Annotated in this window: 18 protein-coding genes; 1 reads left to right on the top strand and 17 read right to left on the bottom strand. The window is 39.3% G+C overall.

The features are described 5' to 3' along the window. The first annotated feature begins 9 nt into the window (after positions 1-9). Positions 10-1,356: a phosphoglucosamine mutase gene (gene glmM, locus I6751_RS03300; protein ID WP_196591698.1), complete on the top strand. Its 1,347-nt coding sequence runs from the start codon at positions 10-12 to the stop codon at positions 1,354-1,356. Between the two features lie 68 nt (positions 1,357-1,424). On the opposite strand, the gene I6751_RS03305 is transcribed toward glmM, so the two are convergent. From I6751_RS03305 to rsmH, 17 genes are all read right to left on the bottom strand, one after another. Next, positions 1,425-3,011, bottom strand: coding sequence for a DEAD/DEAH box helicase (locus I6751_RS03305; protein WP_182188644.1), 1,587 nt, complete (start codon positions 3,009-3,011; stop codon positions 1,425-1,427). Between the two features lie 74 nt (positions 3,012-3,085). Continuing rightward, complete coding sequence (locus tag I6751_RS03310; protein ID WP_196591699.1) at positions 3,086-4,336, bottom strand: competence/damage-inducible protein A; 1,251 nt, start codon at positions 4,334-4,336, stop codon at positions 3,086-3,088. 13 nt (positions 4,337-4,349) lie between these two features. Beyond that, positions 4,350-5,678, bottom strand: a complete 1,329-nt coding sequence (gene rimO, locus I6751_RS03315; protein WP_196591700.1) for a 30S ribosomal protein S12 methylthiotransferase RimO — start codon at positions 5,676-5,678, stop codon at positions 4,350-4,352. Between the two features lie 40 nt (positions 5,679-5,718). Then, on the bottom strand, positions 5,719-6,762 hold the full coding sequence (locus I6751_RS03320; RefSeq protein ID WP_196591701.1) for an extracellular solute-binding protein: 1,044 nt from the start codon (positions 6,760-6,762) through the stop codon (positions 5,719-5,721). 133 nt (positions 6,763-6,895) lie between these two features. Continuing rightward, a complete protein-coding gene (gene ftsZ, locus I6751_RS03325) occupies positions 6,896-7,975 on the bottom strand; it encodes a cell division protein FtsZ (RefSeq protein WP_182188281.1) in 1,080 nt (359 codons plus the stop codon). Positions 7,976-8,094: 119 nt separating this feature from the next. After that, entirely contained in the window at positions 8,095-8,424 is a 330-nt protein-coding gene (locus I6751_RS03330) for a small basic family protein (RefSeq protein ID WP_182188282.1), read from the bottom strand. Beyond that, positions 8,421-9,107: a DUF881 domain-containing protein gene (locus I6751_RS03335; RefSeq protein WP_182188283.1), complete on the bottom strand. Its 687-nt coding sequence runs from the start codon at positions 9,105-9,107 to the stop codon at positions 8,421-8,423. Before I6751_RS03335 ends, I6751_RS03330 begins: the two co-directional genes overlap by 4 nt. A 15-nt stretch (positions 9,108-9,122) precedes the next feature. Beyond that, positions 9,123-9,845, bottom strand: a complete 723-nt coding sequence (locus I6751_RS03340; RefSeq protein WP_196591702.1) for a cell division protein FtsQ/DivIB — start codon at positions 9,843-9,845, stop codon at positions 9,123-9,125. A 48-nt stretch (positions 9,846-9,893) separates the two neighbouring features. Next, positions 9,894-10,823, bottom strand: a complete 930-nt coding sequence (locus I6751_RS03345) for a D-alanine--D-alanine ligase family protein (protein WP_196591703.1) — start codon at positions 10,821-10,823, stop codon at positions 9,894-9,896. Between the two features lie 24 nt (positions 10,824-10,847). After that, the gene (murC, locus tag I6751_RS03350; RefSeq protein ID WP_182188286.1) at positions 10,848-12,212 is read right to left on the bottom strand and encodes a UDP-N-acetylmuramate--L-alanine ligase; all 1,365 of its coding nucleotides are present in this window, start codon (positions 12,210-12,212) and stop codon (positions 10,848-10,850) included. Between the two features lie 21 nt (positions 12,213-12,233). Continuing rightward, a complete protein-coding gene (murG, locus tag I6751_RS03355; RefSeq protein WP_196591704.1) occupies positions 12,234-13,349 on the bottom strand; it encodes an undecaprenyldiphospho-muramoylpentapeptide beta-N-acetylglucosaminyltransferase in 1,116 nt (371 codons plus the stop codon). A gap of 24 nt (positions 13,350-13,373) precedes the next feature. After that, complete coding sequence (gene murD, locus I6751_RS03360) at positions 13,374-14,735, bottom strand: UDP-N-acetylmuramoyl-L-alanine--D-glutamate ligase (protein ID WP_196591705.1); 1,362 nt, start codon at positions 14,733-14,735, stop codon at positions 13,374-13,376. A 16-nt stretch (positions 14,736-14,751) separates the two neighbouring features. Further along, on the bottom strand, positions 14,752-15,723 hold the full coding sequence (gene mraY, locus I6751_RS03365) for a phospho-N-acetylmuramoyl-pentapeptide-transferase (protein WP_196591706.1): 972 nt from the start codon (positions 15,721-15,723) through the stop codon (positions 14,752-14,754). Between the two features lie 3 nt (positions 15,724-15,726). Further along, complete coding sequence (locus I6751_RS03370) at positions 15,727-17,100, bottom strand: UDP-N-acetylmuramoyl-tripeptide--D-alanyl-D-alanine ligase (protein WP_196591707.1); 1,374 nt, start codon at positions 17,098-17,100, stop codon at positions 15,727-15,729. Beyond that, a complete protein-coding gene (locus I6751_RS03375; RefSeq protein WP_196591708.1) occupies positions 17,101-18,609 on the bottom strand; it encodes a UDP-N-acetylmuramoyl-L-alanyl-D-glutamate--2,6-diaminopimelate ligase in 1,509 nt (502 codons plus the stop codon). A 96-nt stretch (positions 18,610-18,705) separates the two neighbouring features. Then, positions 18,706-19,089 carry a cell division protein FtsL gene (gene ftsL, locus I6751_RS03380; protein ID WP_182188292.1) on the bottom strand — a complete coding sequence of 128 codons (384 nt, stop codon included), beginning with the start codon at positions 19,087-19,089 and terminating at the stop codon, positions 18,706-18,708. A gap of 90 nt (positions 19,090-19,179) precedes the next feature. Beyond that, positions 19,180-20,115 carry a 16S rRNA (cytosine(1402)-N(4))-methyltransferase RsmH gene (gene rsmH / locus I6751_RS03385; RefSeq protein ID WP_182188293.1) on the bottom strand — a complete coding sequence of 312 codons (936 nt, stop codon included), beginning with the start codon at positions 20,113-20,115 and terminating at the stop codon, positions 19,180-19,182. Positions 20,116-20,174: the final 59 nt, after the last annotated feature.

Below are 20,174 nucleotides of genomic sequence, written 5' to 3' on the forward strand. Positions count from 1 at the left end.
ATTTTTTTAATGACTAGACTTTTTGGAACAGATGGTGTCCGTGGTGAGGCTAATAAGGGATTAACTGCTGAATTGGCTTATAAATTGGGTCGGGCAGCGGCAATTTATTTTGGTAAAAAGGCTGACACTTTTAGGATCCTTATTGGCCGGGATACACGAATATCGGGAGCCATGTTTGAATCGGCGCTGGCAGCAGGTATCTGTTCGGCCGGTGGGGACGTTATAATAACTGGGATTATTCCAACACCGGCAGTAGCTTACCTGAGTAAAAAGTATCAGGCTAAAGCCGGGATAGTTATTTCGGCCTCGCATAATCCGTTTCATGATAATGGTATAAAATTTTTTGGCGGTGACGGCTATAAGTTACCGGATGAAGTGGAAGACGAACTGGAAGATATCGTCCGCAAAATTACTGAGCAGGATACTTATACCAGAGCAGTCGGGGCTGATATTGGAACGATAGCTTATCGTCATGATTTGATACATGACTATATTGATTATGTGACGGCAACGTGCAAGGTAAGGTTAGACGGATTGAAAATAGTGCTTGATTGTGCTAACGGTGCCGCCTATGAGGCGATGCCTGCTGTTTTGCGAAATCTTGGTGCTGAGCTGATTGTCATAAATGATAGCCCGGATGGTGTAAATATAAATGCTGATTGTGGTTCTACGCATTTGGCTGATTTACAACAGGAGGTTTTGTCACATAATGCTGCCATTGGCATAGCTCATGATGGTGATGCGGACCGCTGCCTTTGTGTTGATGAAAAAGGGCGGATTATTGATGGTGATCATATAATTGTAGCTTGTGCTCTGGCAATGCAAAAAGCAGGAACATTAAAAAATGATACTGTTGTTTCTACGGTTATGGCTAATATTGGTTTTCATAAAGCATTGGAAGGACATGGCTGTAAAGTTGAAATAACAGCTGTCGGTGATCGGTATGTGTTGGAAAATATGTTGAAAAATGGCTACAATCTTGGTGGTGAACAATCAGGACATGTTATATTCAGTAATTTTGCCACTACAGGTGATGGTTTGATAACAGCTCTGCAGGTACTATCTTATATAGTTGATAATAAATTTAAGGCGTCGTCTATTGTGGATGGGATGATAAGTTATCCGCAACTTTTGGTTAATGTAAGAGTTGCAAGTAAGGATGGCTGGCAGGATAATGCGGCTATAAAGGCTGCCATTGATAAAGGTGAATGGCAGCTTGGCTGCGATGGGCGTATATTGGTGCGGCCATCGGGAACTGAACCGCTTATTCGTGTGATGGCTGAAGGGCCTGATCAAAATCAGCTTGAGATAATTTGTCAGGCGATTGCTGCAGTAATAAAAGAACAACAAGGATAAAAAATAAAAAGATAAAAAAATAAAAAAAGTATCAAAGCTAAAATGCCTTGATACTTTTTTTATTACTGTTAATTCCTGCCACGAGCTGGTTCTACGTTTATTTTATAGCCTTTTAAAGTATTCCTATGCATTACTGATATAACTCTTTCAGCAACACTGCCGGGAACTTCAACGAAGGTAAATTTATCATATATGTTTATGACACCGATTATATTACCGGGGATATCAGCTTCTGTGGCAATGAAACGAACAATGTCTTCTGGTCTGATTTTTTGATTCCGGCCAATATTTACAAAAAGCCTGACCATACCGGGAGCACCGCCGCTGTTGCTGAACTTTTCTTGAGTACTATTGTCATTGTTAGATTGCTCATGTTCTTTTAAGCCTTCTACCGACAATTTAACAGCAGCCGCTGCAATATCTAATGAATCATATTTGTCTGCAACCAGATCAGCGACAATCATATGATAATCGGAATAATTGTTGGCTTGTAATACTTTTATCAATTTTTTCTTTATAGATTCTTTTTGCAGTTCCAGTACATCAGCTGAAGTGGGAAGTTGTCCGCGAATCATACGGTGTTTTATGAGTTTTTCAATAAGTCGGAGCTGGCTGTATTCCCGTGGTTCTATAAAGGTTATGGCAATGCCGCTTCTGCCGGCACGACCAGTTCTGCCGATACGGTGTACATAAGATTCAGGATCCTGCGGTATATCATAGTTTATGACATGTGTTATATCATCGATATCAATACCTCTGGCAGCTACATCAGTGGCAATAAGAATATCAAGTTTGCCGTCACGGAATTTTTTCATTACACGCTGCCGCTGAGCCTGATTCATATCGCCATGTAAGCCACCGGCCATGTATCCTCTTGCTTCTAATGAAGCGATAAGATCATCTACGCCACGTTTGGTTCGGCAAAAAATAATGAATTTGCCTGTGCCTTCTACATCCAGAATACGGCTAAGTCCGTCAAATTTATCACGGGTTTCGTAATATATTTGATCAATAAGCGGTACAGTAAGATGTCCTTTGCTGATCAATACTTTTTTGGGGCTGTTCATATATCCCTGAGCCAGTTTTTCAATTGGTGCAGGCATTGTAGCTGAAAATAGCAGAGTTTGCCTGTTTTCTTTAGGGATATGTGACATAATTGATTGAATATCATCAATAAATCCCATGTCGAGCATTTCATCAGCTTCATCAAGTATAAGGGTTTTGATGTGGTCCAGTTTAATTGTTTTGCGATTGATATGATCAAGAAGCCGCCCTGGTGTGCCCACAATTATCTTTATACCATTTTTTAAAGCGCGGATTTGTCGTTCAATCATCTGTCCGCCGTAAATTGGCAGAGTCTTTATACGTTTGTATTTGCCTATCTTGTTTAATTCTTCTGCGACTTGTATTGCTAATTCCCGTGTGGGAGCTATGACCAATGCCTGAATATGGCGGTTGGTTTCATCTATTTTTTCCACTGTCGGAATACCAAAGGCGGCGGTTTTACCAGTACCTGTCTGTGCCTGGCCCAGCACATCGTCACCTTCCATAACTAGTGGAATAGTTTTACTTTGAATGGGAGACGGTTCTTCAAAGCCCATATCGTTTAAAGCATCAATAACTTTTTTGCTTAAGGTGATATCACCAAAGGTCATTGTTTCATTTTTCAAAAATATATCCTCCTGCTTTCTAATTTTCACTTTAAAAAAATAAATCGAGTTATAATAGTTTATCTGACAGATTTATTTTCTAAGTATAATCGTACCATATTTAATGCTTTTTGCGTAGCACGATATTTGATTTCATTTCTTTTACCGGACAGTAAATTTTTGGTGGTGAAAGTGCCCCTTTTTCCTGTGACACTGATATACACAAGTCCGACCGGCTTCTTGTCGGTGCCGCCGCCGGGACCGGCTATTCCGGTAATGCCCACACCAATATCAGCAGATAAAACTTTAGCAGCACCTTCTGCCATATATTGTGCCGTTTCTTCGCTGACAGCGCCCTTAGCGGCTAATACAGCAGAAGGTACGCCTAAATGGTTAATTTTAACGGCATTGGAATAAGAGACAATGCTTCCTAATAAATATTCAGAGCTGCCGGCAATATCAGTTAGACGACTTGTTAAAAGACCACCAGTGCATGATTCCGCACAACTGATAGTTTGATGACTTGTTTGCAGAAGCTTGCCGACCACATGTTCCATGTTGTCGTCATTTTCAGCATAAATATATTCACCGATGCGGGAATATATTGCCTGACGAAGTGGCGTAATCAAAGCCTCAGCATCTGATAAATTATCTGACTTGGCTGTAATGCGGATTATTACACCGCTTGGACGAACTAAAAGTGCTAATGTAGGATTTTTTTGTTTTAGAATTAAGTCCCGGATTTTTGTTTCTAAAAGTGATTCACCAATATCAAAGGTGTTTAAAACTAATGAATGGATTACATTTTTTAAGCCAAATTTTTCTTTTAGAAAAGGACGCAAAGAGCGATCAAACATATCCTTCATTTCACGAGGCGGGCCGGGCAAATTTATAATGTATTTTCCCTGATATACTTGCACTATTCCTGGTGCAATACCATTGTAATTAAGAAAGACGCGAGAGTTTTCCGGAACTAAAACCTGACGAAGATTATTTTGTGTCATTTTGATATTTTTGAGTGTAAAATGACTGTTCATCCGGTTTAGACTTTCTTCATCAGTGATCATAGGACTGCCGGTTATTTCTGCACAAACATATTTTGTTATATCGCCCTGGGTAGGACCCAGTCCGCCGGTTGTTATTATTATGTCGGCCCTTGTTAGAGCAGTTTCTATGACTGCCTTCATCCGGTCGTGATTATCACCTACGGTAGTTTGATAAAATACATCAAATCCTATATCGTTGAGATGGGCTGCCATATAAGCACTATTTGTATTTACTATCTGACCCAGTAAAAGCTCACTGCCGGTAGTAATAAGTTCAACACGCATTTGTATACCCCTTTTAGATTTTTTGACCTACTAAATCGTAGGCAAAACCCTGCATTATTTTGACCTTGATAATGTCACCAGGTTCACTGGTTTCATCGTTTTCTACATATATTTGTCCGTCTACTTCAGGGGCTTCACGATATGAACGACCGTAAACAACAGATCTTTGCTCTTCATCACGTCCCTCCACCAGAACGTCCATCACCCTGTTTTCTAAGTTTTTATTTAGCTCTTCTGAAATTTTACTTTGGACACTCATCAGATCATGATACCTTTCCTGCATTATATCTTCTGATATTTGATTGGGCAAATTGTAAGCCGGGGTGTCTTCTTCTCTGGAATAAGTGAATACTCCTACCTTATCAAACCGATATTTTTCTACAAAATTTCGCAAAGTTTGATATTGAGCATCTGTCTCACCGGGAAAACCAACAATAAATGTCGTGCGTAATGAAACATTGGGAATACGCTGCCGTATTTTTCCAATTATTTCTTCGATATATTCAGTAGTATCGCTGCGGCGCATATTTTTCAGAACAGCATTATGTGCATGTTGCAGGGGGATGTCAACATAGTTGCAAATTTTTTCTTCTGAAGCAATGGTTTCAATGAGTTCATCGGTAAAAGAGTGAGGATAAGTATACTGTATCCTAAGCCAATTTAAATCTTTTATTTTTACCAATTCATGTAATAGTCCTGCCAGGTTGGTACCCTTGGATAAATCAGCACCATAGTTAGTTGTATCCTGAGCGATGAGATTTATTTCCTTTACACCATTTTTTACCATTTGTAAGGCTTCTTGTTTTATATCATCGACACTGCGGCTTCGGTAATTGCCGCGAACTAACGGTATCGAACAAAATGCACAGCGATGATTGCAGCCATCGGCTATTTTTATATAGGTGCTGAAAGAAGGCGTTGTTATGATACGAGGCATATCTTTATTGTAAATTGTCTGCATATCATCGATAAATAAAACCCTTTTGCCGTTTAAAACGGCTGTAACAGCGTCCATTATGCGATTCCAGGCACCTGTCCCGATGACGGCATCAGCCTCCGGTATTTCATCAAGTAAAGTTTGTCCATATCGCTGTCCCAGACAGCCGGCGATAATCAGAGCCTTGCATTTGCCATTGTTTTTGTACTCAACCATATCTAATATGGTTGTTACAGATTCTTCCCGTGCCGATTCAATAAAACTGCAAGTATTAACAATCAATATATCTGCTTTTGTGGGATCGGATGTTATTTCAACATTATTTTTATTTAAAATACCCAGCATAATTTCTGTGTCAACACGATTCTTAGAACATCCAAGACTTACAAATCCGGCTTTTAGCATTTAATTCCTCCAAGTGATGTTAATTTTGATTTAATTCATGTTATTGCAAACGAATATTTTTTACCCATTCATCTAATAAAGATTTCTTTTGGGCATCTGTGAGCGTTGTTGCAAAAGTGTCAAATAATTTTATGTTTTTTCCGGCATATGTTTTATATGCTAAAGTAGAATAATTAGTCGGTATAAAAAAGAAGCCATTACGTTGTAAACATAGTTGAAGATCGTCACCTAAAAGCCATTGGATAAAATAATCGGCCTGCAGTTTATTAGGGGCATTTTTTAATAGAGCAGTTCCGGTAATTTCAGCATATGTACCATCTTCAGGATAAATTATTGTCAGCGGATAATTATTATTCAGGTATTTGAGGGCCTCACTTTGCACAGCTATTGATATATTAACTTCTCCCATTCCTGCCATTCTAACTGGAGTTGATAAGTATTTTGAGTATTGAAGTACTTTGGGATGTATTTTTTGCAAAAAAGAGAAAGTGTTTTCAGAGCCATAATGTTCAACGAGCGCGTAGAATAATCCAGATGAGACATCAGATGCCAAAAAATCTGTCAAACCTATGGTTAAATCTTTATCAGCAGTTAAATCTTCCCAAGTCCGGGGAATAAAAGCTGCCGACTGCAGATAATCTTTGTTGGCACAAAAAATAATCGGATCATACCATACTCCTACCCATAAATTGTTGGTGTCTTTGAATGATTTTGTTACAACATCTTCTTGTTCTGAAGTAGAAGCTGCCAATATACCAGCCGCAGCTGCCTGACGTAAGATGTCATCACTGGCCAGTATAATATCCCCTTGTCCGTTTAGAGGCATTGTTTTATTTTTTATTTTATCTAATAGTTCCTGTTTGGAAAGCGGAACAAAATTTACTTTTACTTTGTTGAGTTTTTCATAATCGGCAGCAATTGGCGCCGCCATTTGTGTTGGTAAAGTAGTGTAAATTGTTAATTTATTTTTGTTTCCAGTGTTTTGTGAGCCGGTTGACGTTTGATAAATCCAATATACGTTTATCGATAGTAAAATCAACAAAATACTGCACGCAATAAAAACTAACGGTATATAGCGCCGCATAAACAGACCCCTTAATAAATAGTCTTTTTAGGTATTTGCAATAATGTAATGATTAATTGATTGAACTTCATATTAGAAGTATAACATTTTATAAAAAATAAGCAACCGTTGGGATTTCAGCGGTTGCTTATTTTTATTTGCTGTTTTTTCTCATCCAAATAGGAATATCCGGTATCTCTTTATCCATTTTAAAATCACTTATTTTATGTGTGACTGTATTTACGTCCATTTTTTTACCATCAAGCTCCACTGTTACAGTGCTGTCATCAAAACCGGTAGCGATAACCGTAACACGCACACTGTCACCAATATTTTCATCTATTGCTGCCCCAAAAATAATGTTGGCATCTTCATGAGCTGCCTCTGAGATAATTGCTGATGCCTCATTGACCTGGAACAGACTCAAATCTGAGCCACCGGTTATATTAAGAAGGACACCTCGTGCACCTTGAATAGATGTTTCTAATAAAGGACTATTGACTGCTGCTCTTGCAGCATCGACAGCTGCATTTTCACCGGATGACTCACCGATTCCCATGAGGGCAGACCCGGCGTTGTTCATTACTGATTTTACATCGGCAAAATCTAAATTGATAAGTCCCGGAATGGCAATTAAATCCGATATTCCCTGAACACCTTGCCGCAAAACATCATCAGCAATGCGAAAAGCATCCATCATAGAAGTTTTTTTGTCCACTACATCAAGCAGCCGGTCATTAGGAATTGTGATTAAAGTATCAACATTTGTCTTTAAATTGACAATGCCTGATTCTGCTTGTTTAAAACGTTTGCGTCCTTCAAAAGTAAATGGCTTGGTTACGACACCTACGGTCAAAGCACCAATCTCCCGGGCACATTCGGCAACTATCGGAGCCGCTCCAGTACCAGTACCGCCGCCCATACCGGCAGTCACGAATATCATATCGGCACCACGCAGTGCCCCAAGTAATTCTTCGCGGCTCTCTTCTGCTGCTTTTTCGCCTATTTCGGGTTTAGCACCTGCCCCTAAGCCTCGTGTAAGCTTTTCACCTATTTGGATGCGATTTTGTGCTTTGGCGTTTAGTAATGCCTGTGCGTCAGTGTTAACAGCTATAAAGTCGACGCCCTTAAGTCCCGATTCAATCATACGATTTACAGCATTATTGCCGCCACCGCCAACACCGATAACTTTTATTTTGGCAAATTGATCAACGTCCATATCTAATTCAAACACTAGAAGCCCTCCATATATCCCGTATAGAATGTCCCTTAAGACATACAACTCGTCAAATTAATAGTTATATTATATAACATCTGCATTAAATAATCCATCTTAATTTTTATATCAGCATACTATTTTTTTATTAAACAGTGTCGCAGATAAGATAAGTTTTTAAAGATTCTGAGACCGAAAACAAACAGTGCTACATAGTATAAGTCAATGGATAAGTTATCACCGAGATAAACTAAAAGTGCTGCCAGTAATGTATTAGAAAAAAAACCGGTCAAAAAATTCAGGTTGTCAAATGTTTTGAGAAAAATGGCTTTTAGGGCACCGAATACAGCATCAAAACCAGCTAATAAAGCAACTGAAAATAATTTGCTGTATTCTACAGGAATAGTTATATTGCAAAAATAACCCACTAGTGCACCGATAACTAAACTGGCAATAGCATAAATCATTTTTCTTCGCCTTTCTCCACTGATTTTGCATATTTGAAATCATTGGCATGATTGTAAGCCGGAATTGTTAACTGTTCTTTGGTAGAAACATCAATTTTGATTCCCCATACACCCAGGGTTTCAATCACACCGCCGCGCATCTTTAATGAGTTTTCCAATGCCTTGGGGTCACCGATAGCTTTGATTTCAAACGGCGGTGCCGAACGTTCATTATTGACCGATACTGTCGGTCCGGCGCATCTTATTTCAGTGGTAGCTACTACCCGCTGACCATTTATAGAGATAGCCTCCGCACCGGCAGCACGTAGTTCATTGATGATGCGCAGCATATCCTCATCATGGACGACATATAAATTGACATTATCATCACCCATTGTTTTTTTACTGCTGTCAGCGACTGTCACTATTATGCCGGGGCCTTCCACAGCTGATATGCCCGCTTCAACAATTGCTGAGTCAGTCAGATTAGTTGTCTGAACAGCTGTGCCGTTTTTTATCTGTTCTTTTAATGCGTCACGTTCCCTCTCTGTTTGCAGCAGACGTTGTGACAACTCTTCGGTACGTTGATACTGAGTCAAATATTTTAAACTATTTTGTGTGGAGTGAAACTGAACGGCGATCATGAAACCTAGTATAAAACAAGCTAAAACAATGGATAGGCGGGTGTGTTTTAATGACAACATAATATTCTCCTAATATCAAGGCTTGAATTTTAACACAGGAGCTCCATAACTAAAATCGACATAGTCAACAGGTCTGTTCATTCCATTTAAATCATGCAGGAATACGGTTGTTTCTTTAATTTCCTGTTCCAGGAGAGACAAATCTCCCAATTTTATTTTTACACCACCGGAAGTGTAGGCTATGATGTTTTGCGGGTCTGCTATATTGAGTTCGGCTATCTGTGCTAAAGTATCATTATCCAAGCCTGATAAATAATGTACGGTTTTGGTGATGGTTTCATCAGTAACAATATCACCAATGTAAACATCGGGCAGGACTGTACCGGTCAGCAGCGGAATCTTTACAGTGTGTAGATTTTTATAAGCATGTATTATAATATCATTTTGGGCTATATCTACATAGCCATAACTGCATTGTAGTGTAGCCACCGGGTGACGTTCTCGAATTTCTATGGATAAGGCAATATTGGGGAAATTTCTTCGCACAGTGGCTTTTTCAATGCGTAGATCATTTTCCAGACGGTTTTGCAGATTATCCGTACTGATTGCAAATATGTTTACCGGATCTTTTATCCCGGCGATAGAGCAGATTTCGTCTTTATTCAAAGTTTCGTTGCCGCTGACGGATATATGTCCCACGGTTAACAATGGTGAACGAAGCAATATAATGATAACAGTAATGCATAAAAGTAATAAAATACTTTTTCCAATATAACGTTTAAAAATATTTTTCTTCATGCTCGACTTAAAGGCATCTGCCAGCTCCTTCCGCCCTAAATTAATGATTTATTCAATCATATCCAGCATCATTTCACATAAATCAGGAAATTCTATTCCGGCATGACGGGCTGTATCAGGGACAAGCGAAGTCTCCGTCAATCCCGGTACTGTGTTTATTTCTAATACATATGGTATGTTATCTTCGCTTAGAATCAAATCTACCCTGGCTACACCGCTGCAGTCGGTTATATTGCAGGCCTCAATGGAAATGTCGTTAATTTTTTCTGTCAGTTCTTTTGAAATAGGGGCCGGTATGATATGTTTTGAGCAGCCTTTGGTATATTTATTATGATAATCATAAATGCCATTTTGTGCAACTATTTCGATTATCGGCATGGCTTTTTTTTGTTTGTTGCCGTATACGGCTACAGTAAGTTCCCGTCCTCTTATGAATTCTTCAACGATTATTTCATGGCTGTATTTGAACGCTTCATTTAATCCTTTTGTCAGTTCATTTTTATCCTTTACAGTAAAAACACCAATACTGGATCCCTGATCCACGGCTTTTACTACCATAGGAAAATCAAATTCATCCATAATATGGGTTTTTATATCGATATCATCTGCGATGGCATCTTTAAAAAATAAAGTTCGCGGTGTATTTATTCCTGCTGATAAGAAGATTCTTTTACTGGCTGCCTTATTCATTGTCAAAGCGCTTGCTAAGACGCCTGAACCGGTGCAGGGCATGTCAATCATCTGCATGGCTGCATATAGCAGACCATCTTCACCGTACTTGCCATGTACGGCATTAAATACGACATCACAACCACTGGATTTTACATCATTTACCAAGGTATGCGGACATAATTCTAATGCAGTTACCTCATAACCTTTACTGCGCAAAGCTTCTGTAACAGCCTGGCCCGTAAGACGGGATATTTGTGCTTCTGAAGATGGGCCGCCCATGACAACGGCAATTTTATTATATTTCACTTTATATTCTCCTTGCATTCGGCATTATTGTAAATTACGGGCCAAAGTTTCACCGCATTTGAAGATATTTCCTGCACCCATGGTTATTATAAGGTCACCAGACTGCATTATGTTTTGTACATAGGGAGCTATTTTGTCCATATCCGGGATATAAACTGCTTTTTTTCCGGTCTTTTCTACTTCAGTGACTATTGTTTTACCACTGATGCCGGGTATTGGCGATTCACCCGCAGAGTAAATATCAGTAAAGATTAAAATGTCTGCAGGTGAAAAACAATGGCCAAATTCCGCTGCTAAAAGCTTAGTACGGCTGTAACGGTGTGGTTGAAATATACAGATAAGCCGTTTGGGCTGAGTCTGCCTGGCAGCTTCCAATGTAGTTTTTATTTCTGTCGGATGATGGGCGTAGTCATCAACAATCCAATAAGAAGCCGTTCTTTTTTTAGTTTGAAAACGACGCTTGGCACCGTGAAATAATTTGAAGCCATCGGCTATTTTTTCAACTGGTATGTCCAAAAATCTGCACACGGCTATCGCGGCCAAAGCATTTAATATATTGTGGCGTCCTGGAATATTAAGCTCAATATGGCCAATTAAATTTTCTTTGTAAGTTACATCAAATGAAGTTGTCGTTTTGGACATTTTTATATTGGCGGCTCTATAATCGGCGGGGGTATCTATGGCATACGAAATATATGGTTTTGTGGTATCACTAATTATTTTGCGGACATTTTTATGATCCAGGCAAAGAACGGCTGTGCCCTTTTCACTTATATTGCCAATAAATTGTTTGAAGGCATTTATAATGTTTTCCATGTTGCCATAATGGTCCATATGGTCATCTTCAATGTTTGTTACGACTGCAATATAGGGATCAAATTTGAGGAAAGAACCGTCGCTTTCATCGGCTTCGGCAATTACATAGTCACTTTTGCCAAGACGGGCGTTGCCATGAAAATAGTCTACCACACCACCAATTAAAACGGTAGGATCTATTCCAGCATTGTCCAGGATAACACTAAGCATTGATGAAGTGGTAGTTTTACCATGCGAACCGGCCACTGCAATACCTTTTGCTGAATTCAGCAAGGCTGCCAATACATCTGAGCGATGGTACACCGTTATATTTTTTTGCCGCGCCGCCAACAATTCCGGGTTGTCTTTTGCTATTGCCGACGATATAACCACAGCATCACAATCTTTTATATTATCGGCACAATGATTATGGTATATTTGTGCGCCCTTTTGTTTTAAATTAACTATTATATCAGAATTATTTAAATCGGAACCGGTTATTTTATAGCCTTTTTCAAGCAATATTTCTGCAATTGCACTCATTCCTACTCCACCGATACCGATAAAATGAAATTTTTTCATTTTTTTAAGCAACGAAATAGCCCCCTGAAATTCTCATTTTTTATTTTTTATAATTGAAAATATTATGTCCACAATAGTTTTAGCTGCTTCGGGATGTCCCATGGCCTTACTGTTCACCGACATTGCAGTAAGGTGTTTTGGTGATGCCAGAAGTTTTTGCAGTTCATTAAGCAGCCGTTTTCCGGTCAATTCAGAATTAAGTATCATTACGGCAGCATCATGCTTTACCAATGCCCGTGCATTAAATTCCTGATGATTTTCAGCTGCATAAGGATAGGGAATTAATATAGATGGAATGCCACAGGCTGTTATTTCTGACAAGCCGATTGCACCGGCGCGAGAAACTGCTATGTCGGCTGCAGCCAATGCTTTGGGCATATTATATAGATATGGTTTTATAAAAATATTATTTGCCGTTTTTATGTCAATATTATTTTTCTTTAAATTTTGGATGACTCTGTCATATTCAGTTTTACCAGTTATATGAAGAAATTGTACAGACGGATCATTAATAAAGTATTTGTACACAGATACCATGGCCTCGTTGATACGCCGGGCTCCTCTGCTGCCGCCTGTGACTAAAATGGTTTTTTTATTTTCGTCGAGTTGCAGAGCTTTTGCTGCTGCGCAGCGGGAATATTCAAGAACAGAGTGTCTGATAGGATTGCCGGTCAAAACGGTTTTAGCAGTGGGAAAATGCTGGCAGGCCGATTCATAACCACAAGCTATTTTGGTAACAAATTTGGCTAATATTTTGTTGGTAATACCAGGAATAGCATTTTGGTCCTGTACTAATGTAGGAATTTTAAGTAAAGCTGCAGTCAGTAAAATCGGACCGCTGACATAACCGCCGGTGCCAATAACGGCATCCGGGTTAAATTTTTTTATGATGCGGTAAGCTTTGCATAAACTCCATAATGCTTTGGCAGCAACTGCCAAATTTTTGATTGTGGCTCTGCGGGCAAAACCTTCTATGTTTATTGTAACAAAGGGAATGTCTTCTTTGGGAATAATATCTGCTTCCAGTCCATTTTTAGTGCCAACATATAGAATTTGGGCAGACGGATGCCGTTGCTTGATGTTGTCAATCAAAGTTATAGCCGGGTAAATATGTCCGCCGGTACCACCACCGGAAAAAATAAATCTCATAATTATACTACCTGCTTTTAATTATTACAGTGCTTTTACAATTTTTTTAAAATCTTTGCCGCGCGCCTCATAGCCGTCATACATATCAAAACTTGCGCAGGCCGGAGAGAACAATACTGTCTGGGGAATGCGGGCAAGGCTGTGGGCTGTTTTAACCGCCTCAGACATAGAATAACCAACCATTGAGATGTTTTCTGCAGCAAATCCATTGGCTATAGCCGCTGCTTTGAAACGATCGGCGGCATCTCCCAACAGTATTAACTTATCCACACGTTCTGCTACTAATTTCATAAAGTCAGTTAAATCAGTTTGCTTATCACGTCCGCCGGCAATCAATATTATGTGATTGGGAAAAGATTCCAAGGCTTTTACAGCAGCGTCTGTATTAGTCGCTTTGGAATCATTATAATAATGAATCCCATTAAGAATTCTAACAGGTTCGATACGATGCTCAACACCAGGAAAGGTTTTCAGCACTTGTGCAATTTGTTCAATGCCGACACCCGCCAAAAAAGCCATTGCAGTGGCGGCCAACGCATTTTCAATATTATGGCTGCCTTTTATTTTTATTTCATCAAGCTGACATACATCATACACTTTATTTTGCCATTTTACTACTAAGCTGCCATTTATAGCAACAGCTCCTTCGGATAAATTGGTTTTGCGACTGAAAAACATAACAGTGCTGTCAGCTCGTTCAGCCATGTCCCGGGTACGTAAATCATCAAAATTAAGTACGAGAAAATCATTTTTTGTCTGGTCTGCAAAAATTTTTTCCTTGGTTTTTTGATAGGTTTCCATGGAACCATGGCGAACTATGTGATCAGGTGTGACATTGAGGACAGCTGCTATATGTGGATGAAAAACACTTGTACTTTCCAGCTGATAGCTTGATATTTCAGCTATTGTGCAGCCATCGGCGCCAACACGTAATACTTCATCACATAGCGGTACGCCAATATTGCCGCCGACACCGACATTATGGCAATGTTTTTTCATCAGAAGCCCTAATAGAGTAGTTGTCGTGGTTTTACCATTTGTTCCCGTTATTGCATAAATTGGTGCTTTAGCCAAATGCCATGCAAATTCAATCTCACTCATTATTTTTATACCCATATCCATTGCCTGCTTAAATAAAGGTGTATATAACGGTACGGCTGGTGATAAAAGTACATAATCGGCTGATTTTAGCAGATCTATAGTCTGTTTCCCCAGCACGACACGGATATCGAGATTTTTTAGTTCAGATAAATCATATCTTATTTTATCAGCAGTGTTGGTGTCACTTATGATTACAAATGCACCTGACTTTTTTGCTATCTTAGCTGCGGCAATTCCGCTTATACCGGCGCCTATTATAACAATTTTTTTATCTTTTAAGTCCATATAATTATCTTCTTTCTCAACTTAGTAACAATATGATCAAACCTGAAAAACCACACAGTGCGCTGATCAGCCAAAAGTTTCTTACCACTTTGACTTCCGGCCAACCTTTTAATTCAAAGTGGTGATGCAATGGACTCATTAAAAAGACTCTTTTTCCATGACGGCAGTGGAAGGAAACAACCTGGATTATAACTGATAATGCCTCAATGACAAATAAACCGCCAATTAATATTAATAGGATTTCTGTATGTGTCAGGATAGCGACTGATGAGATAACTCCACCGAGGGCGAGTGAACCGGTATCACCCATAAAAATTTGGGCAGGGTGCTTATTAAATTTTAGAAATGCGACTAAGGCTCCGGTACAGGATAAACAAAGTATGGCTAAATCAAATTTTACAAAATATAGACAAATAAGTGCATAGACAAACGAGGTTATTGCTACTGAACCGGCAGCCAGACCATCCAAACCATCGGTCAAATTTACGGCATTAGTGGTTCCGACTAATACAAGCCATATTAGGATATAGTAGAAGAAACCCAGATTTATATTAATATTCAGTAATGGCAGCCATAGTTTCATATCCAGCACACCGTAATGGATGCCAAGATATGTTGCCAATAGAGCAATTATCAGTTGACCAAGAAATTTTTGCCGTGCCGTCAGGCCTAAATTTCGTTTTAATACGACTTTTATATAATCGTCAATAAAACCGATTATAAAATACCCTAAAGTTATCAATAAGGCTAATAAAATTTCCACAGTCAAGTGGGCAAAAGTCAATGTACCAACCAGTATGCCGAGGACAATTATAATTCCGCCCATAGTGGGTGTGCCTGATTTTATCTGATGGCTTTTAGGCCCTTCCTGCCGGATACTTTGACCAAATTTTAATTTATGCAGTTCAGGGATCAATTTTGGTCCGCATAAAAGAACTACTGCAGCTGATAATATTGCTGCCCAAACAGGATAAATCATTACCATCATTTATTACGTCTCCAATAAATTTATTATTTTTTCCATTTGCATGCTGTGTGAACCTTTAAATAAAACTACATCACCGGCAGTTAGTATAGCTTTCAATTTTGTTGCTGCATCGGCATGCGAACTGCAGTTATAGACCGCTTTAAGGCCATAGTGCGCAGCTGTTTCAGCAGTATAGCGGGCTAATGGACCCAAAGTTAATAGGATATTAACTTTCTTTTGGACACATAAAAGTCCGATTTGTTCATGGGCGGTACGTTCAATTTCACCAAGTTCCTTCATATCGCCAAAAACCACTATATGTCTTTGTGCAGTCATTGACATTAAACTATCTAAAGCGGCAGCCATCGATGCCGGACTGGCATTATACGCATCATTGACAACAGTATAACCATGCATGGCTATTATTTCGAAACGCATCCCTGATGGTCGAAATTTTTGCAGACCTGCCTTTATTTCCAGTGGTGTCATTCCCATGGCGCAGCCAGCCGCAATTGCGGCCAATGAATCATAGACATTATGTTCCCCAATAAGCGGTATTGTTAACTGGAGATTTTCATTAAGCAGCTTACAAGTGAAAGTCGTTTTATTATTGGAATGAACGGTTATATTTTCTGCCATAATATCAGCTGAATTTTTTATACCAAATGTTATTATATGCGCGGTTGTCATAGAGGTCATTGCTGCGGTGTATGTATTATCAACATTTAAAATTACGGTACCCTGTGGTTTTATTGCCTCGACTAATTCTCCCTTTGCCCGGGCAATATTTTCCTGTGAACCTAATAGTTCAAGATGGGTATTACCAACGTTAAGTATAATTCCTATATCCGGCTTGGCAGTTTTTGCCAAACGTCTTATTTGACCGAGACCACGCATGCCCATTTCAACCACTGCCATATCATAAGAAGGTGTAATGGAAAGCAGTGTCAAAGCTATGCCTACTTCAGAATTGAAATTTTTAAATGTTTTTAAGACAGAATATTTTTCGGATAAAACAGCCGCTGTCAAATCTTTAGTGGTTGTTTTGCCGTTCGAACCGGTTATGGCGATTACAGGTAGAGAGAACTGGTCGCGCCAGCCTCCGGCTATGTCTAAATAAGCGTCAAGTGTGTTATTAACAAGTAAAATAGTAGACTTTTTGGTAACATTGGCAGGCAATTTGGTTTTATCTGAAATGATAAGACCGATGGCTCCTTTTTCACAAGCCTGGGCAAGAAAATCATGACCGTCAAAATTTTCTCCCTTTAGTGCCAAAAACAGCATACCGGGAGTGATGCTGCGTGTATCAGTACTTATATCGGTAAATTCGGTGCAGGTTTGTTGCAAGATTTTACAGTCAGTGTATTTTTTTAGTTGTGCTAATGTAAATGCCGGCAATTATAATTCCCCCGCAAGCTTTGATTTTATGGCTGTTATGGCGATTTCTTTGTCATCGAAATGAATCGTTTTATCTTTTAAGATTTGGTAGTTTTCATGGCCTTTACCGGCTATCATAACGATGTCACCTGCTTTGGCAAGTTCTATAGCCCGATATATAGCTTTTTTACGATCAGTTATTTTTTCATGAAAATTACCGTGTAAAGCGGGTATAACGCCATTTTCAACTTCTGATAAAATGAATTCCGGATCTTCACTGCGCGGATTGTCGGATGTTGCAATTACAATGTCGGATTTTTCAGCGGCAATCTTTCCCATAATGGGTCTTTTAGTACGGTCACGATCACCACCGCAGCCAAATACTGTTATCAAACGTTTGGTGGTAATTTGTCGGGCTGTATTTAAAACATTTTCCAAACCATCCGGAGTATGTGCATAATCGACAATGACAGAGAAATCTTGTCCTGCCCTAATCAATTCAAACCGTCCCGGAACGCTGTGAAATTCTTCAAGAGCTGCAGTGATGAACCGCAGCTCAATATTTTCAGCTAAAGCGGCACCTATTGCACCCATTACATTGTATACATTGAACATACCGGTTATATTTGAGTGCAAAGTTATATCTGTCAGGCTGCCCCGCAGAGAAAATTCCATTCCATTAGCGTGGATATTAATATTACAAGCTTTTAATGAGGCGTCCTTATGTATGGCATAAGTGAATAAACGGCATTTGGTATGCTCACACATGATGTTGCTGGAGGGGTCATCAATATTTATTATGGCTGTTTTATTTTGTTTTATGTTGCTTTTTGCTGTCAAAGAAGAAAAAAGTTTAGCTTTTGCCAAGGCATAATTTTCAAATGTTTTATGAAAATCCAAGTGATCGCGTGTCAGATTAGTAAATACAGCCGTGTCATATTCGCAGCCAGCCACACGATTTAGAGCCAGCGCATGGGAGGAAACTTCCATAACTACATAATCCATGCCGGCTTTTTGCATGTGATATAAAACATGCTGCAGATCGATGATATCCGGTGTTGTATTGTGTATCGGCAATATTTCATCTTCAACCATTATTTTTATTGTACCGATAAGGCCTGTTTTGTAACCGGCTTTACGCAAAATAGAGCGTATTATATAAGTGATGGTTGTTTTTCCATTTGTTCCGGTCACACCAATCAGACGCATTTTTTTACTGGGATAATCATAAAAGTATGGTACTATTTCTTCCATGGACTTATGTGTGTCAGGAACGATGATTTTTACTATGCTGTCTGGTACAGCAACATCATGTTCAGCTATTATGGCTGATGCGCCGTTTTTTATGGCCTGTCCGACAAAGTCATGACCGTCTACGGTTGCCCCTTTTATACAGAAAAAAAGTGAATCTTTTTGTACCTTACGGGAGTCACATTCCAGTGAGCTTATATCTATGCCTGTTATGTCTGTGGTATTTATAGTTGTAGCGTTGCTGAGTTTTTTTATTAAGTCAGTTACAGCCTTATGCATGGTAATACCTCCTATTTTTACAAAACAAATATATTATAGCAGATTATCAAAGAACTAAAAAGGAGCTGTAAAAAAACAGCTCCACAAATTTATAAATCAGCGCTTTTTGTCGGCAAAATATACCTGCGGCGGCAGGATCATTCCTAACTTGCCAACAGCTATCGACCTTATTCGTTCCGGTGATTTTAAACTGGCAATATCTAAATGCAAACGGGCATTTTCTTTTTCCAATGTGGCAACGGATTGTTTTGCTTTGACAAGGTCATAGCCTTGCCGTGCAGCCAGACCGTTACGGAAAGTGATGAACATGCCCATGGCTGAAATCAAAATGACTAAAAACAAGCAGCGCGCCCGCCATTTTGTGTTCAGTTGAATTTTTTCTTTTTTGCGTCGGCGGCTGTGAAAGGCAGAATCTGTTGGTGAGGAATGTTTTGCCTCAGATGATTTTTCTGCCAAATTGCCGTAAGTATATTTTACCATTGTCCGTGCCCCCAAATAATTTATTGGACAGTGTGAAAGAACATTGTTAGGATGCTGAGTGCCTTATTGATGTTAGTTTTAAGTAATGTTTTATAATTTCTCTGCGATGCGTAGTTTTGCACTTTTGGAGCGTGGATTATCGATCAATTCCGTTTCGGAAGGTGTCAGGGCTTTACCGCATAAACGTATCTGCCTTTTATGTCCACAGATACAAATTGGTAAATCCGGTGGACAGATGCAGCCTGTTGCCATGAGTTTCAGGGTCTGTTTGGTAATGCGGTCTTCCAATGAATGGAAGGTAATTACAGTTAACCGGCCATGCTGAGTTAAATGTTCAACGGCACATTCAAACGATTTTTTCAGTATACCAAGCTCATTATTGACTTCAATGCGAATGGCCTGGAATATTCTTTTTGCCGGGTGACCGGGATTGTTTCTGCGGACTGCTGCCGGAATGGCCCGACAGATTATATCAACTAATTGGGCAGTCGTTTTTATAGGTGTTTCCTGCCGATATAGTATAATAAATTTGGCAATTCTTTTAGACCATCGTTCCTCACCATATTTTTTGAAAATATCAGTAAGATGCAGTTCACTGTAATTGTTTACTACATCGTATGCCGTGAGCGATTCATGCTGATCCATGCGCATATCGAGCGGAGCATCATGCATATAGGAAAATCCCCGTTCAGCATCATCAATTTGTGGAGAGGATACGCCCAGATCAAATAAAAAACCATCGACTCCGGTTATATTTTCCCGAGCTAATATGGCAGTCAGATTTTTGAAATTGTCATGTACTACTATTGTATGACAGATACAGCAGGCTAATTTTTCTTTAGCTGCCGCCACGGCTGTCTCATCTTGGTCAATTCCCAGTAAAGTTCCATTTTTGCCCAGAAGCGATGCAATGCGTGAAGCATGACCAGCACCGCCAAGTGTGCAATCTACGTAAATTCCGTCTGACTTTATATTCAATCCCCTAATGACTTCATCAGCCATGACACTTATATGATGAAATTCCACTAAGTGAATTCCTCCGTTCGTTTGTAATACAATAATGAAATTTGGTGCATCTTGATTTA

The sequence above is a fragment of the Pectinatus frisingensis genome (assembly GCF_015732285.1).
GTDB classification, from domain to species: Bacteria; Bacillota; Negativicutes; order Selenomonadales; family Selenomonadaceae; genus Pectinatus; species Pectinatus frisingensis.